The sequence below is a fragment of the Sphingobacterium sp. B29 genome, assembly GCF_001952815.1.
Lineage (GTDB): Bacteria > Bacteroidota > Bacteroidia > Sphingobacteriales > Sphingobacteriaceae > Sphingobacterium > Sphingobacterium siyangense.
This window is the reverse complement of sequence record NZ_CP019158.1, coordinates 3,992,064-4,006,605: the sequence shown is the minus strand read 5'-3', so window position 1 is coordinate 4,006,605 and position 14,542 is coordinate 3,992,064. Positions and strand designations below refer to the sequence as shown.

13 protein-coding genes are annotated in these 14,542 nt (G+C 44.8%); 6 read left to right on the top strand and 7 right to left on the bottom strand.

Annotated elements, in window-relative coordinates; genetic code table 11:
- Positions 1–105: 105 nt before the first annotated feature.
- The 3 genes from BV902_RS17050 to BV902_RS17040 all read right to left on the bottom strand — a co-directional run bounded on the left by BV902_RS17050 (position 106) and on the right by BV902_RS17040 (position 2,928).
- A complete protein-coding gene (locus tag BV902_RS17050; protein ID WP_075992957.1) occupies positions 106–858 on the bottom strand; it encodes an SDR family oxidoreductase in 753 nt (250 codons plus the stop codon).
- Between the two features lie 134 nt (positions 859–992).
- Positions 993–1,859 (bottom strand): helix-turn-helix domain-containing protein, encoded by an 867-nt coding sequence (locus BV902_RS17045; RefSeq protein ID WP_075992956.1) that lies wholly within the window; start codon positions 1,857–1,859, stop codon positions 993–995.
- Positions 1,860–1,965: 106 nt separating this feature from the next.
- Entirely contained in the window at positions 1,966–2,928 is a 963-nt protein-coding gene (locus BV902_RS17040) for an aldo/keto reductase (protein WP_075992955.1), read from the bottom strand.
- Between the two features lie 105 nt (positions 2,929–3,033).
- Here BV902_RS17040 and BV902_RS17035 point away from each other — a divergent pair, with 105 nt between their 5' ends.
- Complete coding sequence (locus BV902_RS17035) at positions 3,034–3,375, top strand: winged helix-turn-helix transcriptional regulator (protein ID WP_075992954.1); 342 nt, start codon at positions 3,034–3,036, stop codon at positions 3,373–3,375.
- 107 nt (positions 3,376–3,482) lie between these two features.
- On the opposite strand, the gene BV902_RS17030 is transcribed toward BV902_RS17035, so the two are convergent.
- The 3 genes from BV902_RS17030 to BV902_RS17020 all read right to left on the bottom strand — a co-directional run bounded on the left by BV902_RS17030 (position 3,483) and on the right by BV902_RS17020 (position 5,912).
- Positions 3,483–4,526: an alpha/beta hydrolase gene (locus tag BV902_RS17030; protein WP_172840702.1), complete on the bottom strand. Its 1,044-nt coding sequence runs from the start codon at positions 4,524–4,526 to the stop codon at positions 3,483–3,485.
- A gap of 5 nt (positions 4,527–4,531) precedes the next feature.
- Positions 4,532–4,945 carry an OsmC family protein gene (locus BV902_RS17025; RefSeq protein ID WP_075992953.1) on the bottom strand — a complete coding sequence of 138 codons (414 nt, stop codon included), beginning with the start codon at positions 4,943–4,945 and terminating at the stop codon, positions 4,532–4,534.
- A 109-nt stretch (positions 4,946–5,054) separates the two neighbouring features.
- Complete coding sequence (locus BV902_RS17020) at positions 5,055–5,912, bottom strand: helix-turn-helix domain-containing protein (RefSeq protein WP_075992952.1); 858 nt, start codon at positions 5,910–5,912, stop codon at positions 5,055–5,057.
- A 302-nt stretch (positions 5,913–6,214) separates the two neighbouring features.
- Here BV902_RS17020 and BV902_RS17015 point away from each other — a divergent pair, with 302 nt between their 5' ends.
- The 5 genes from BV902_RS17015 (at position 6,215) to BV902_RS16995 (ending at position 13,796) form a co-directional block, all read left to right on the top strand.
- Positions 6,215–7,294 carry a PAS domain-containing sensor histidine kinase gene (locus BV902_RS17015; RefSeq protein WP_075992951.1) on the top strand — a complete coding sequence of 360 codons (1,080 nt, stop codon included), beginning with the start codon at positions 6,215–6,217 and terminating at the stop codon, positions 7,292–7,294.
- 230 nt (positions 7,295–7,524) lie between these two features.
- A complete protein-coding gene (locus BV902_RS17010; RefSeq protein WP_145326945.1) occupies positions 7,525–7,893 on the top strand; it encodes a hypothetical protein in 369 nt (122 codons plus the stop codon).
- 79 nt (positions 7,894–7,972) lie between these two features.
- Positions 7,973–9,361 carry a TolC family protein gene (locus tag BV902_RS17005; protein ID WP_075992949.1) on the top strand — a complete coding sequence of 463 codons (1,389 nt, stop codon included), beginning with the start codon at positions 7,973–7,975 and terminating at the stop codon, positions 9,359–9,361.
- 6 nt (positions 9,362–9,367) lie between these two features.
- A complete protein-coding gene (locus BV902_RS17000) occupies positions 9,368–12,541 on the top strand; it encodes an efflux RND transporter permease subunit (protein ID WP_075992948.1) in 3,174 nt (1,057 codons plus the stop codon).
- A gap of 166 nt (positions 12,542–12,707) precedes the next feature.
- On the top strand, positions 12,708–13,796 hold the full coding sequence (locus BV902_RS16995; protein ID WP_075994845.1) for an efflux RND transporter periplasmic adaptor subunit: 1,089 nt from the start codon (positions 12,708–12,710) through the stop codon (positions 13,794–13,796).
- 174 nt (positions 13,797–13,970) lie between these two features.
- Here the strand turns inward: BV902_RS16995 and BV902_RS16990 are convergent, their stop codons facing one another.
- On the bottom strand, positions 13,971–14,348 hold the full coding sequence (locus BV902_RS16990) for a hypothetical protein (protein ID WP_075992947.1): 378 nt from the start codon (positions 14,346–14,348) through the stop codon (positions 13,971–13,973).
- Between the last annotated feature and the right edge of the window lie 194 nt (positions 14,349–14,542).

Below are 14,542 nucleotides of genomic sequence, written 5' to 3'. Positions count from 1 at the left end.
TGAAAAAATTCCAGCACTTGCTATTGATATACACCAACTACTGAGCGTATCGATCTATAAGATATCCAGCTCAGCAAAGGTCGGTGATTTCTCTTTTTTGACTGCTTAACTTAATGTAGTATTCAGTGCCCAGTCCTCAAAATGAGCCTTACCGGCACAATATGCTCCAACAGGTACGAGCAATGATTTAGGAACAACTAGATGCATATATTTGCTATCGTCGTCAGAAACTACCCTTATGTGCTTCCCAGTGATCGCGATATATTTCGCAACAAAATCGTCCATATTGGCCTTTATAGGCCCTGCAATCTCGACCGTCCCATTTTTAGGCTCCTCGAGTGCAAACCGCACAATATAGTCCGTGACATCTTCCAGGGCAATGGGTTGGTAATCGATCTTGGAAACAAATACCTCGTCACCCTGACCCTGAACCGCAATGATGGAATCAGTATGCTCATAAAACTGTGTCGAACGAATGATGGTATAGGGTATCCCGGAGTTCTTGATGTTGTCTTCCTGATATTTCTTTGCGCGAAGATATCCGATCTCCAGCGCATCGTCCGTTCCGACAATGGAAAGTACGAGGTGATGCCTGATGTTTGCAGCCAGCTCCGCTTTTACCAGATTCTTTCCTGCGGTCTGAAAAAAATGAATTGCATTTTCTTCTTCAGGAGAGGAGGAATTGGATAGATCGATTACGATCTCTGTATTTTTCAGCGCCTGGGAGAGACCTTCTCCCGTCATGAGATCCACTCCATGTGAAGGCGAGCCAATGTGCACCTGATGACCGAGATTTGCCAGTTTTTTTGTGACCAGCCTTCCAGTAAGACCTGTACCACCGATTACTAAGATTTTCATAGCTAAACTATTTAAATTTACAACTTATCTATAGTGCAAAATTGATCAAAAAATGAATGCCGGAAAACTGACAAACAAAGGTAAAAGGTGGACAAAAAAAGAAGCCGTGTTTGAGTTGAATAGTATAAGATTGTCTAATCCAGGTCTGGATTGGAGCGTAGTGTCTTTCTGTAATCACCCGGTGAAAGCTCAGTTTTTTTTGTAAAAAGCCTGATAAAGTACTTGGTGTCCTTATAGCCTAGCTGTACCGCAATTTCCTTAATACTCAATTGTGAATAATAAAGCAGGCGCTGTGCTTCGCTCAGTATTTCCTTTTGGATCAGTGCCGATGCGGATAAGCCCGTCACCATTTTAACGACATCGTTCAGGTGGGCCACGGAGATATTTAACTGTTGGGCATATGCTGCGGGGCGTTTAAGGCTGCGGTAATCACGCTTCACAAGGTTTCTGAACTCGTTGGCAATACTTATAACCCTGGGGCTGTGACTTATGGACCCTGCGGCGGATCTGCAATCGTGACAAATCACCGCCTGGGTTATAAATGCTGACAGCAGCGGCTGCTGCACTTCCTTATTGGCACTATAGTTTATACTGTCCAATTTTATTAGCGAGTCCAAGATGGACGTAAACCATTGTTGCTCGGGCGCTGAGAGGGACAAAATAAGGGTTTCATTTAAAGATGCATCAAGCATGTCTTTGGCTGACCTGGTCATGTGATGGCCTTCGAAGGAAATGTAATAACCGGATGCGCCTAAAACCGTGGTGATCTGATGGACCTGATGGGGAGGGCAGACAAAAAGCGTTCCCGCTGGCATGATCAGCTGTTCAAAATCAAATAGGACTTCCAGCTGTCCAGCTTCAACAAGCATGCAGGTATAATGGTCATGTCGATGCGGATTGAGCGCTTTTAGGATGCCCGTCGTTGAACCATCCCATATTCCAACAGCCATACTGCTGCTGGAATCCATGCTGTTCACTAAAATAGAATCTCTTTTTGGCATGCGGCGCAATTTTAAGTTCAAATTTAGTTCATATACTTTAAGAATTACTATCGATTACGTTTTATGTTAGTTCCTTCTTAGTTGTATTAGATTCTATCTTTTAATATCAACCTCGTACGGTATGCAGTAGATCGTGCGGATACCCGAGGCTAATAGAGCTTAAAGCGTCCAGTTTGGTTAGCTCATCAGCTGTCAAATTAATTTCAGTAGCGCTAATAATTTGCTCAAATTGATTGATATTGCGTGCTCCCAGTAATGGAAATGCCTCTTTTGATAAATTCCACGCAAATGCAATCTGACCGGGTGTTGTTTCATATTTTTCCGCGATTAATACCAGTTCATCAATGATCAGTTTGGTTTTCTCGTCCTCCGAATAATCAGCGCCAGAGGAATGACTGATGCGCCCGGCTTCTCCTTTTCTATATTTTGCGGTCAGCAGTCCGCCAGCCAATGGCGAGTACATCATCACACCAAGACCAAATTCCTTTGCCATCGGCATCAGTTCACGGTCTGCGGTACGTTGCAACAAACTATATTCAATTTGTAAAGCAGTGACTTTCGTTGCTGATGCAATGGCCGATGCTTTCCATGCCGGGAAATTGCTGAGCCCCGCATACACTATTTTCCCTTCGCTGACCAAATCCTGAAGTCCCAAAGCTATTTCTTCCCATGGAGTTACACCATCATCATAATGCGGCATATAAATATCGATATAGTCCGTCTTCAGTCTTTTCAGACTTTGTTCAACAGCCTGTCGCATAGATTTACGGTTATTTCCAAAATTACTGATTGCAGGGTTGGGATCACTACTTCTAGTATATTTTGAACAGATAATAAAATTATTTCGCTGTCCCTTTAAATAGTTACCAACGATTTCTTCTGCCTCCCCAAATTGATAGACATCCGATATATCGATAAAATTACCACCCGCATCTGCATAAGCTGTTAAAATCTTTTTTGACTCTTCGGGATCGGCTCCATAGCCTTTTCTTGTTCCAAAGTTGGCGGCTCCTAAGATTATTTCACTGGCATGCAGTCCTGTTTTTGATCCAAATATCTTGTATTTCATATTTTTATATTTACTTTGCCGCTAAGTTAAGGGCATTAAGTAACCGTGTCAATTACGGATAAATTTATCTATACCCACTTTATGCCTTCGTAAAATATATCAGCTATGTACGAAAAAAAACTTCCGGTTAATTTAGATTGCGGTTTACATCTGTTTTTGCAGGTGGTTCAGGGCAAATGGAAAATAAACCTGCTCTGGGCCATTCATTCAGGTATCAAGCGTCCGGGTGAGTTGCAGCGGAAAATCCCCAATGCAACCCGTCGTGTACTTGATGTGCAGCTTGGTCAATTGATTGAACATGGATTAATCAATAAAGTCGTCTTTGATCAGCTTCCGCTGAAAGTAGAATATGAACTGACTGGGCTAGGGGAAAGCCTTATACCAGTCATTGCGGTAACGGCCCAATGGGGTGAGGATCATAGAAATGAATTGGAAAATATTTTGTAAGAAATCCCGCTCATTAGGGGAAATACATGCTTAAGACGCTATTATAAACTTAAAAAACACCAAACAGTCGAACCATTTGGTGTTATTCTTTGGAAATGCAGGGTATTTTACTTCGCAAACAGTGCTTTTCGCAAAACAGTTGCTGCATCTAGCACCGATTCCTGTACAGCGTGGATATGCGCCAGCGGATTCAGCATCCCGTAATCGTGAATAAAGCCTTTATACTCTGTAACAGTCGTTGCAACACCGGCTTCATCTAATTTTCTTCCATAGGCGACACCCTCGTCATGCAGAATATCATTCTCGGCCACCTGAACAAGTGCAGGAGGCAAACCTTTCAGCTCTTCCAGAGAAGCTTTCAGTGGGGACGCGTATTTGTTGTCGCGTTCTTTTAAGTCAGGCAGGTAATTATCCCACATCCATTTCATCAACGGCGTTGTTAAAAACCGTTCCTGTGCAAATTTTGTGTACGATGCTCTGCTGAAGTCGGAGTCTGTTACGGGCCACAAAAGTACCTGCTGTTTTAGCTTGGGACCATTTTTGTCTTTGGCCATCAATGCGACCACTGCGGCCATATTTCCACCGACACTGTTTCCGGCAACAGCAAGCCTGCTCGCGTCGACCCCGATTTCTTTTCCATGCTCGGCAACCCATTTTGTTGCGGCATAAGCCTGATTGATGGCTACGGGAAATCTGGCTTCCGGAGATGGCGTGTAATCCGGGAACACGGCTACTGCACCACTGTTGACAACAAGGTCACGAACCAGTCTTTTGTGGGTAGGGTAGTCTCCCAATACCCATCCGCCGCCGTGAAAGAACATAAATACGGGTAGGCCAGCTTGGGCACCTTTGGGTTTTACGATATGTATTTTTACGGTCTGCCCGTCCTGGGTAATGGTTCTGTCTGATTCCTGGATATCGGAATAATCGAAGCTTACTGATTTTTGAGCGCCTACCAACACCAATCTGGCGTCTTTTGGTGAGAGGGTTTCCAGCGGTTTTCCGTCGCCGCTGTTCAACTCTTTTAAGAATGCTCTTGTTTCCCGGCCAATGTTGGGGTCTTGAGATGCGGGGTTTGATTGTGCCATGATATTGGAATTTGTGATGGCGAGTGCCGCCAATGTTAAAACTGTTGAATAGATTGTCTTCATCGTGATTATTTTTTTAGGTTGATGTTTAAGATGATTTTGAAGCTGAATGCTGCGCTTACGGGACAGGTTTTTTCGGCCTCTCGGGCAATTTTTTCAAATTCTTCCGCTGAGATGCCATCTACTTCTGCATCAAGTAGAAGTTCCGACTGTGTGATTTTACCATTATCCAAGGTAATAATGGACTTTGTTTCGAGTCTTTTAGGGGTATAACCCGCCTGTGTGAGATCAAGACTCAGCTTCATTGTAAAACATCCTGCATGGGCAGCAGCAAGCAGTTCTTCGGGATTTGTACCGACACCTTCAGCGAAGCGGCTGTTGAATGAATACTGGGTCTGGTTCAGAACGGAACTTTGTGTGGTCAGATGTCCGTTTCCTTCTTTGATGGTGCCGTTCCAAACGGCGGTAGCATTACGTTTCATACGCTTTATTTTTGATTGTTAATTTCTTATAGGACAAAGGTATGTCATATAGGCAATCTAAATAAAGAGCAAAAAGTCGATATAAATTGTACTTTTTTCCTTTTATAGTTTAATTTTTAATTTCTTTCCGAAAAGCCGCCGGAGTTTTTCCCGATTTCTGCGTAAAGATCCGGTTGAAGTAAGCTGGGTCCTCATAACCCAATTGATAAGCGATTTCCTTTATGGTAAGCTCACTGTAAAGGAGCAGGCGTTTGGCTTCAAGGACGATCCTGTTTTTGATCATCTCGTTCGGATTTTCAAGGTTGAGTTTATGGAATTTGTTGGAAAGCGTTTTCGGGGCAAGGTTCAGTAGGTCTGCATAATCGGCTACGCTGTGTTTTTCCCTGTAGTGAATATTGACCAGTCGGCTGAAGTTTCTGAAAAAGTCCTGATCCATGCTGACGAGGTCGAGCGTTTCATTTTGGAGGTTCTGCTTTTTCCACTGCCGCGTTGCACGGATGATAATCTGCTTGAGGTACGTTCGGATCATTTCTTCCGAAGAGCGGTCCTGAAAATCAAGCTCATTGCTGATTTGAGCGAATAATTGGGGGATGGCGTGCAGCTCATCGCCGGACAAGTCCACTATCGGATTCTCAAAAATATTATTGAACAAGAGTCCGTCACAGGCAACCTCCTCATCATGAATCTGAATACAGTAGAAATCCCTGTTGTAATGGATTAAAAAGGCTTTATTTTCATTGGCCGACTGAATGTCAAGATATTGATTGGTATTGATGAAAAGTAAGGTGGGATTTTGGGTTTCATAGGCCGTGAAGTCCACCGTTAGTGCGTAACCAGCTGGAATGAGCAATATTTTAATGTAATGGCGGAACGTTTCGCCGTTTACCAGGTCCAGCGAGGAGGAATCGAAAGAAATCAGGCCTAATTTTTTATGGTTCGATTCGAAAATGGAAGTAGCACTGTTCATAAGGACTTTTGTTTATGTTCAAATGTATCTCTTTTGCTTATAAAACTAAAATAAACGATACAATTTACAGCATCAGGAAAATCATCCTGCTCCAGTTATGCGTAATCGTCTCTAGATGAATTCATGTGTAAATAAATCTTGGTTAGCGTGGAATAGTTTTTTTTGCCCGTTTTGCTGACTAAATTAGCCGACAGACTTCCCGAATTTTATAGGTTAATATAAGGTGTAAAATAATAATGCTAATATTCTTACAATAAGTATCTTTACGTAATTGAAAAGCACTTTTAAATCCTAACAATTGTATGATTAACTTGCACGGTGCGGATTCTACCTTTACGGTATCCCAAAAACATCTTGCGCAGGCGCTCGCACAGGCCCGTATCGGCTTCTGGGAAGTTAGCCTTCGGGAAAAAAATTACATGTCCTGTACCGATCAATGCAAAAGAAATTTTGGGTGGGATACGGCAAAGGATTTTAGCTATAGTGATATGCTGGGCTGTATTGTGGATGAAGATCGGGAAGCGATGCAAGCGAGTGTCGCAAGGGCTATTGAGCAGCACATACCCTATATTGCACAGTATCGTGTAAGATATGGTGATGATAGCATCCATTGGATTGAGGCACGTGGATCGGTTACTTATGACGAGAACGGCTGCCCACAGATAATTTCGGGCACAACGCTTGATATTACAGAGAAAAAGGAACTTGAAATTTTGCGCGATGAAATGTTGAGCATCGCCATGCATGAAATTAAGACACCGCTATCATCCGTCAAAGGAACCCTGCAGCTTCTGAACAGGCAGTTGACAGCGCAAGAAAATGCTCTGTCAAATAAACTCGTAGAAAATGCGCTCAAAGCCACTGACCGTATTAATCGTCTCCTCAATGAGATGATAGCCCCCGTGATGGTAATGGCTAAAGGAATCGAACTCGATAGATCTACGATAGATTTGACCCAGCTTATCCTTGAAATAAGTCATAATGCTGCGCTCATATTTCCCGAGAGTGATCTGTACTTACATCTGCCCGATGATACCGTATTTTTGGAAGCGGATGGTTATCGTATCGGACAGGTGATTACCAACCTGATCAATAATGCCATTAAATACAGTGATAAAAAATCACCCATACACATCACGATGACAACAGATCAGCATGAAATATCCGTATTGATTAGCGACCTTGGTATAGGAATAAAACCTGAGGATAGAAAAAAAGTATTTGAGAAATTTTATCGCTCCAAAGGTCACAGCCATATTGAAGGTTTCGGTATCGGGCTGTTTCTCTGCGCCGATATCATATTGCGCCATGGTGGTCAGATCCATGTGCTCGATAAAGAGGGGCCGGGCACCGATATCGCTTTTACCCTTCCGCATAAATGAAGGGAAATCTTCCATTAAATAAAACCTACCGAGCAGACTACAAGAAAAACCGGAGCAAGATTCTGGTTCACATTGCTAGTATTATTGGATTTTTGTGAGAAGCAATGTAATTGCAACATGATGTTTACAAAAGCTTTCGTTACGTCAATGTTACAATGGTCTACTGCGTCATTGTTTATATTTGTAGTGTACGCAAATCAAAATGCTGTGCTTTAGATATCATACAACCTATGTTAAGACGAGTCATATTTCAATTTCTCTTACTGGTAAGCGCTATGCTGCTGATCGTGAAGCCTTTGATCGGATTTTCATTATATCATCAGGCAAAAACGCAGGGCGAGAATGAGTTTATCACCGTTATCAAGGCCTTTAGTAAACGAAAACAGGAATACCTGGATTGGGTTGATGTAAACGATAGCGCCTGTCTGACGCTCTCGCCGCTTCGTCACTTTACCGCTAAAGTAAAGGAGTTTTTTATTACCCACTTTTTCAATACCTTCTTTCCGAATTCGGATACGTTTTCGATTGGTAACTTGCTATCCAAAATAATATTGCCGCTCGAACGGCTATACCTGCGTAATCTTCAGCTGACTTTATGATAAAAAAGCCATTTTAATCGTATTGAGTGGGGCCCTATGGGACCGCAAACATTCATTTATTTTAAAATAAGCTTTTTATATGTTTCAAAAACTTGTCCTTATGGGGCATGTGCTGCTCTGCTGTAGCTTCTTTAGCTATGGACAGGAGAGTCATGTGCCTATTAAACTCAACCAGCTGCTGTCTTCGGTAACGCAGCATGCGCCATCCCTACGCACCGACTATGTACGTACACAGGTGCAGCAGGCGCGCGCCGCAGAAGTCAAAAACAACCGTCTGCCGAGCCTAAAGCTGTCGTATCAGGCAGACGTCGGCTCCAATAATAATGTGCCGGGGCCTTACTTCGGATTTGGTCTCGTGCCGACCAATAATGGCGGTATCCGTGCCGATAATAAGTATCAGGCTGTGAGCAGCAATCTTGGCATTGCCGCCTTCCAGTGGGAGGTCTATAATTTTGGTCAATTCAATGCCCAGGACCAACTTGCGCAGGCGGAGGTGACCTTGGAGAACCGTCGTTTTGAACAGTCGAAGTATGACTTACAGTCCTTCACGATTTATAGTTACCTGCAGCTACTGAAATTGCATGACCTCATCGGTATCCAGTCGCGCAGTATAGCCCGTAATCAGGAAATACGGCAATCGATCTTTGCCCTGGTCAAAAGTGGTATACGGGCAGGCGTGGATACCAGTATGGCCGATGCTGAAATATCGCGTAGCCAACTTGGTCTCATTGAACTGGATAATCAGCAACAACAATTACAAATTCAACTGGCTACTTTGGCGGGTATGCCGCCAGCGCAGATTGTAGCGGATACCACTGCCGAAAAGATTCTTTTCGAACAGGTAAAGAACGCGCCGATTGAACTCGATGGCGGCCGTCAGCACCCTATGATCGCCTATTATAATGCGTTGTTCGACAAGACGAAGATGGAAGAAAAGCTGGTTGCCAACAGTTACCGTCCCAAGCTGTTTCTCTCGGGGGCTGTATGGGGCAGGGCATCCAGTGTACATAGCGATAATAGTTATGGTTCGCTCGCCGATGGCTTTGGGCTGCAACGCGCTAACTACCTTGTTGGTCTAGGAATCAACTACAACCTGTTTGATCTGCGCCGCAAAAAGGTAAAACTCAATACGCAGCGTCTTATGGTGGACGAGGCCGGGCAAAAGGTACAGGAACAACAGGCCAACATCGCCATGAATATTGCACAATCTACCACTGAAGTGACAACCGCAGAAAGACGTTTGAAGGAAATTCCGCGTCAGACCAAAGCTGCCAATGCCGCCTACCGTCAGAAGTTTTCCCTATATAAAAATGGCCTCATCGATATTGTGGAGGTCAACGTTGCACAGAACATGCTCAATCAGGCAGAGCGCGATTACATCACCGCCAAGTATAATTATTATCTGGCATTGTTCCACCAGGTGGTGGCACAGAACAATGTCGATGGCTTTCTTCAACTTTTTAACTAATCACTTATGTCACTAGTCACAGCTGCTTTACGAAGGCCGATTACCACAGTGATCATCACCCTGAGCCTACTGCTCTTTTCGGTACTCGCTGTACTGAAAATACCGATTGATATCTTTCCGCAGCTCAATTCACCGACCATTTACGTTATTGAATCTTACGGCGGGATGTCTCCCCAGCAGATGGAAGGTTTTTTCTCCTCCCGGATGCAGGATCAGTTTCTCTATGTCAATGGAATCAAGAATATATCCGCCAAAAATATTCAGGGACTTACGCTCCTGAAACTTAGTTTTTACGAAAATACCGATATGGCCGAAGCCTCAGCGCAGGTAGCACTGCAGGTAAACCGCGCCATGAAGTTTTTTCCGCCAGGGGCGCTGCCGCCACAGGTGGTCCGTTTTGACGCTTCCTCCTTACCGGTGGGGCAACTGGTGCTATCTTCGAAGACAAGAAGCCTCAAGGAGATTTACGATATGGCGAGTACCCTGGTGCGGCCCATGTTTTCTGCGGTACCGGGTCTCTCTGCACCGCCACCTTTTGGCGCCAACTCCAGGACGATTACGGTCAATGTTGACCCCAATAAACTGCGGAGCTACAACCTGACCGCCGACGAGGTGGTGATGGCATTGTCGAAATTTAACGTGATGTCACCATCCGGTAACCTGCACCTCAACAACACGATGTATGTGACAACCATCAATTCACTGATCAAGAATGTCGCAGATTTTGCTGATATCCCTATTCTGACAAAAAATGGAATTCCGATTTATATCAAAGATGTCGCACGCGTATCGGACGCCTCGGACGTGACGGTAAGTTATGCACTGATCAATGGCCGGCGCTCTGTTTATATCCCTGCCGTTAAGACATCGGATGCGTCCACCTGGGCAGTGGTCAGCAACCTCAAGGCCAAGCTTCCGGAAATCCAGAATCTGCTGCCCGAGGATGTGAAGGTGTCTTATGAATTTGACCAATCAGTAGCGGTTATGAATTCGGTGCAGAGCCTTTTGCACGAAGGGGGGCTCGGTGCTTTGCTTACCGGTCTCATGGTTCTCTTGTTTCTGCGCGACTGGCGGAGCAGCCTGATCGTAATCGTAACTATACCGGTATCCATCCTGATCGGCGTCCTGCTACTGACATTGTTTGGCCAGACCATCAATATCATGACCTTGAGTGGTTTGGCCCTGGCCATCGGTATCCTCGTGGATCAGGCCACGGTGACCATCGAAAGCATACACCAGCATCAGGAACAGGGTACGCACAAACGTAAGGCGATCTACAATGCCTGTCAGGAGATTGCCGTGCCGCTGCTTTTGATCCTGTTCTGTATTTTGGCCGTATTTGCACCTTCTTTTATGATGACGGGAATTCCCCGGGCGATGTTTCTTCCCCTTTCTTTATCCATTGGATTGACGATGATCGCTTCGTATTTTATGGCGCAGACTTTGGTGCCTATTTTATCCAACTGGCTGCTCAAAGAACATCATATCGGTCATTTCAAGTCAGACTCGCCGGGCTTTTTCGATAAGTTCAAAAAGCGTTATCGCTTCGGCCTATACCGCTCCATGCGCCATAAGGGCAAAGTCATCATCGGTTATCTGGTGCTTACGCTGGGGCTTGCAGCAGCGGCATTTGTGTACATCGGCAAGGACATGATGCCAAAAGTCAACAATGGACAGTTTCAGCTACGGATCAAAGAGCCCGATGGAACCCGGTTGGAACGTACCGAAGAGTCCGTTAAACAGGTGCTGCAGGTAATCGATAGTACGGTGAACCATCAGGTCGCCATCAGTTCGGCCTATGTTGGTCTGGTGCCCAGCAGCTATGGAGTCAGCAACCTCTATGTATTCAATACCGGAACGCATGAAGCCGTGATCCAAGTGAACCTCAATGCAGACTACCATGTGAATATGGACGAACTCAAAGATGTTTTACGACGAAATATCCATTATAAACTGCCCAAATTGCGCCTTAATTTTGAGCCTATTGATATGACCGAAAAGATTATGAGCCAGGGCGCTGCAACGCCGATCGAGGTGCGCATAGCCGGAAAGAAAATGGACGAACTGAAGGTCTATGCCGATCAGGTTGTCAGCGCATTGTGGCACATCGATTATCTGCGGGATGTGCAGATCGCGCAACCGCTGCGGCTGCCAACCATTTCCATTGCCATCGACCGGCTCAAAGCATCCCAGCTTGGTCTGCAGATGGATGATATTGCTCGATCGGTAACGGCCAGCACTTCCTCGAGCCGGTTTACGCAGAAGATCCAGTGGCTCGATGAAAACAATACCTATACCTATCAGGTACAGGTGCAGGTGCCTGAATATGTGATGAATACCATGGACGAGCTGCGCGAAATTCCACTGGTGAAAGGACAGCTCACACCGACCTTGGGCGATATAGCCACTTTTAATACACAGTATCTACCAGGTGAGTATGACCGGCAGGGGCCAAGGCGGTATTTGACCGTGATGGCAAATATCCATAAGAAAGACCTGGGCACAGCAACAGCGGATGTGCAACAGGCTATTCGTGAACTCCAGGCTCCACCGCGCGGTGTCGTGGTAGAAATGAAAGGGATGTCGACACTATTGCTCGATACCATGGGTAGTTTGCAGTTGGGGCTTGCCTGTGCAGTTGTTGTTATATTTCTGCTACTGGCAGCGAATTATCAGAGTGTGAAGCTTTCGCTGACCGCATTGGTGACTATTCCTGCAGTGATCCTTGGATCCTTGGCGATGCTATTGCTCACAGGGTCGACGCTCAATCTGCAATCCTACATGGGTATGATTATGTCTACCGGTGTCTCCGTAGCCAACGCTATTTTGATCGTGTCCAATGCGGAAGCACTGCGATTGGATTTCCGTAATGCCAGGACGGCGGCGCTGGCCAGCGCGACAACGCGGCTACGTCCGATCCTGATGACCAGTATGGCAATGATTGCCGGAATGATTCCTATGGCCATGGGAATGGGGGAGACGGGTGAGCAGGCGGCACCATTGGGCCGGGCCGTGATCGGCGGTCTGTTTGCCTCCACATTTGCTGCTCTTTTTATCCTGCCGCTCCTGTTTGTGTGGATGAAGGAAAAATCCACGTTCGATTCCGAATCACTATTGCCGCAGGACGAGCCCGATCATCAAAAGTTACTGGTGGAAAAAGACAAGTATAGTGTTAACTAAAAAAAAATGTAGTGTTCTTTCAGAATTTAAACCCAGCAGTATAAACTAGGGCGATAAAGATGGAAGTGGCTATGCAACAGGAAGAGAATCGTATTTAAAGATAAAATCGCCCATGGCAGTGATGCCTTAAAGACACAATTGAGTAATGAATATGAAAATAAAACGGATGAAAAAAATAGGCTATTTACTACTACTGACAGGCTTACTTTTCGCTTGCGGTCAAACCGAAAAGCCGATTGACCTGACGCCAAAAAATCCGGCTAAGGCCAGTACCTATCAGACAACAGTCATACAAGAGAAAGTCATGTCCAGCAGTGTGCGTTTACCCGGTAAGCTCAAACCCTTTAATGAAGTAAATATCTATGCCAAGATGAATAGCTTTGTTAAGCATATCTTTGTGGATAGAGGTACAGTTGTTAAAAAGGGGCAGCTGCTGATGCAGCTGGAGGCGCCAGAAATGCTCGCAGCGGTTCAGGCCGCACATTCACGTTTTGTACAGGCACAGGAGACCGCTTCTGCGAGTAAGGATAAATATAAAAGACTCAAAAATGCCGCACAGGAGGAAGGCGCAGTATCCCCGCTTGATCTGGACAATGCCCTCTCGAAGATGAAAGCTGACGAAGCAGTCGCCATGTCGGAAAAAGCAAATGTGGAAGAAGTTGAAATGTTGCAATCGTACCTGAACATCAAAGCGCCATTCAATGGTGTGATTGTACAGCGTAATATCTCCGAAGGAGCACTGGTCGGACCGGGAAAAGGCAATGATCAACCTCTGTTGATTCTGCAGGATCTCAATAAATTACGGTTGGAAGTGCAGATCCCCGAGACCTATGTCGATAAAGTAGACCTCTCGAAAAAGGTTGCATATCGTTTTAATAATACCCCGAATAAGGTGTTTGAAGGGATGATAGCCCGTTCGGCGAATTCGTTGGGCGCCATGCAGTCTGAAGCAATAGAGGTCGATGTCGCAAACTCGGATAATAAGCTCAAACCCGGTTTATACTGTGAGGTCGATATTCCATTGTCTGCCGGAGCCAATTCGTTATTGGTACCTTCCAATAGTATCGTGCGTTCTACAGAAAGGCAGTATGTGATCCAGCTCATAGATGGCAAGACACATTTTGTGGATATCAAAGAAGGGGTATCCACGCATGATTCTACCGAAGTTTTTGGAAAGCTAAACAGCAGTGATCAGATCTTGCTGCATGCCAATGACGAAATCAAAGAGGGGGTCAAGCTGCCTTTGGAAAAATAAGTATACATCTTTATCTCCAAAAAGTGTGAAAGGTCCTTTTGGGCCTTTCATTGCTTTCATTGTATTCTATAAAGAAACGCTTGTTTACTAATCAAGAATAGAAAAATAGCTTCAGCTAAAAGCGGCAACTATCATGAAATCAGCCTCGAAAAATGGCTGGCATACATAATAAGGCTAGGCGTTTTTGTATGAAATCCGTATATACAGGGGAGTCGCCTCTGCTTCAGTTCCTCCATCGAGCCATTCGTCGACCCCGTATATACAAAGCTCTGTGAAATCTGGTTGCTCAACTTTCTTTTCGTCTTTTCGAACTTGAAGTACATGGCCCTCCATGAGGTAATTGCTGATCGCAATGCCAAGTTTTTGACTAAGCTCAGCGGGAAGTTGGTTAAGTTTATCCGCCTGATTGGAGCTTAGGTTAAAGTTGTGCTCCATCCAGTCCACAAAATTATCTCTCATAAGCTGCAGCGCTAGTGCGCGATCTACCCGAGGTAGCGCGAGAAGTGTGGCAACTTTAGCTGTCAAACCGACATCGTCTAAGTTTTCTTTCATAAAAGTTCTCTTTTGGCAAATATTTATTTTAAAGATTACCTAAGCGAATGCCAAAGAATAACCTCCGGGATTTTGGAGGATAATCTACTTTTTGAAGATTAAATTTTGCTTAATACTTGATTAATTTTAATAAATTAGATGTTCAAACAATATAAACCTTAGTCTAATAACAGTATTTGATGGAATGATATGAA

What these genes read in the sequence shown, in the direction of transcription:
- BV902_RS17040 (WP_075992955.1), bottom strand. Translation starts at nt 2,928, where the DNA reads ATGAAATACAAGATATTTGGATCAAAAACAGGACTGCATGCCAGTGAA.
- BV902_RS17020 (WP_075992952.1), bottom strand. Translation starts at nt 5,912, where the DNA reads ATGAACAGTGCTACTTCCATTTTCGAATCGAACCATAAAAAATTAGGC.
- BV902_RS17005 (WP_075992949.1), top strand. Translation starts at nt 7,973, where the DNA reads ATGTTTCAAAAACTTGTCCTTATGGGGCATGTGCTGCTCTGCTGTAGC.
- BV902_RS17035 (WP_075992954.1), top strand. Translation starts at nt 3,034, where the DNA reads ATGTACGAAAAAAAACTTCCGGTTAATTTAGATTGCGGTTTACATCTG.
- BV902_RS17030 (WP_172840702.1), bottom strand. Translation starts at nt 4,526, where the DNA reads ATGAAGACAATCTATTCAACAGTTTTAACATTGGCGGCACTCGCCATC.
- BV902_RS17000 (WP_075992948.1), top strand. Translation starts at nt 9,368, where the DNA reads ATGTCACTAGTCACAGCTGCTTTACGAAGGCCGATTACCACAGTGATC.
- BV902_RS17045 (WP_075992956.1), bottom strand. Translation starts at nt 1,859, where the DNA reads ATGCCAAAAAGAGATTCTATTTTAGTGAACAGCATGGATTCCAGCAGC.
- BV902_RS17025 (WP_075992953.1), bottom strand. Translation starts at nt 4,945, where the DNA reads ATGAAACGTAATGCTACCGCCGTTTGGAACGGCACCATCAAAGAAGGA.
- BV902_RS17050 (WP_075992957.1), bottom strand. Translation starts at nt 858, where the DNA reads ATGAAAATCTTAGTAATCGGTGGTACAGGTCTTACTGGAAGGCTGGTC.
- BV902_RS16995 (WP_075994845.1), top strand. Translation starts at nt 12,708, where the DNA reads ATGAAAAAAATAGGCTATTTACTACTACTGACAGGCTTACTTTTCGCT.
- BV902_RS17010 (WP_145326945.1), top strand. Translation starts at nt 7,525, where the DNA reads ATGTTAAGACGAGTCATATTTCAATTTCTCTTACTGGTAAGCGCTATG.
- BV902_RS17015 (WP_075992951.1), top strand. Translation starts at nt 6,215, where the DNA reads ATGATTAACTTGCACGGTGCGGATTCTACCTTTACGGTATCCCAAAAA.
- BV902_RS16990 (WP_075992947.1), bottom strand. Translation starts at nt 14,348, where the DNA reads ATGAAAGAAAACTTAGACGATGTCGGTTTGACAGCTAAAGTTGCCACA.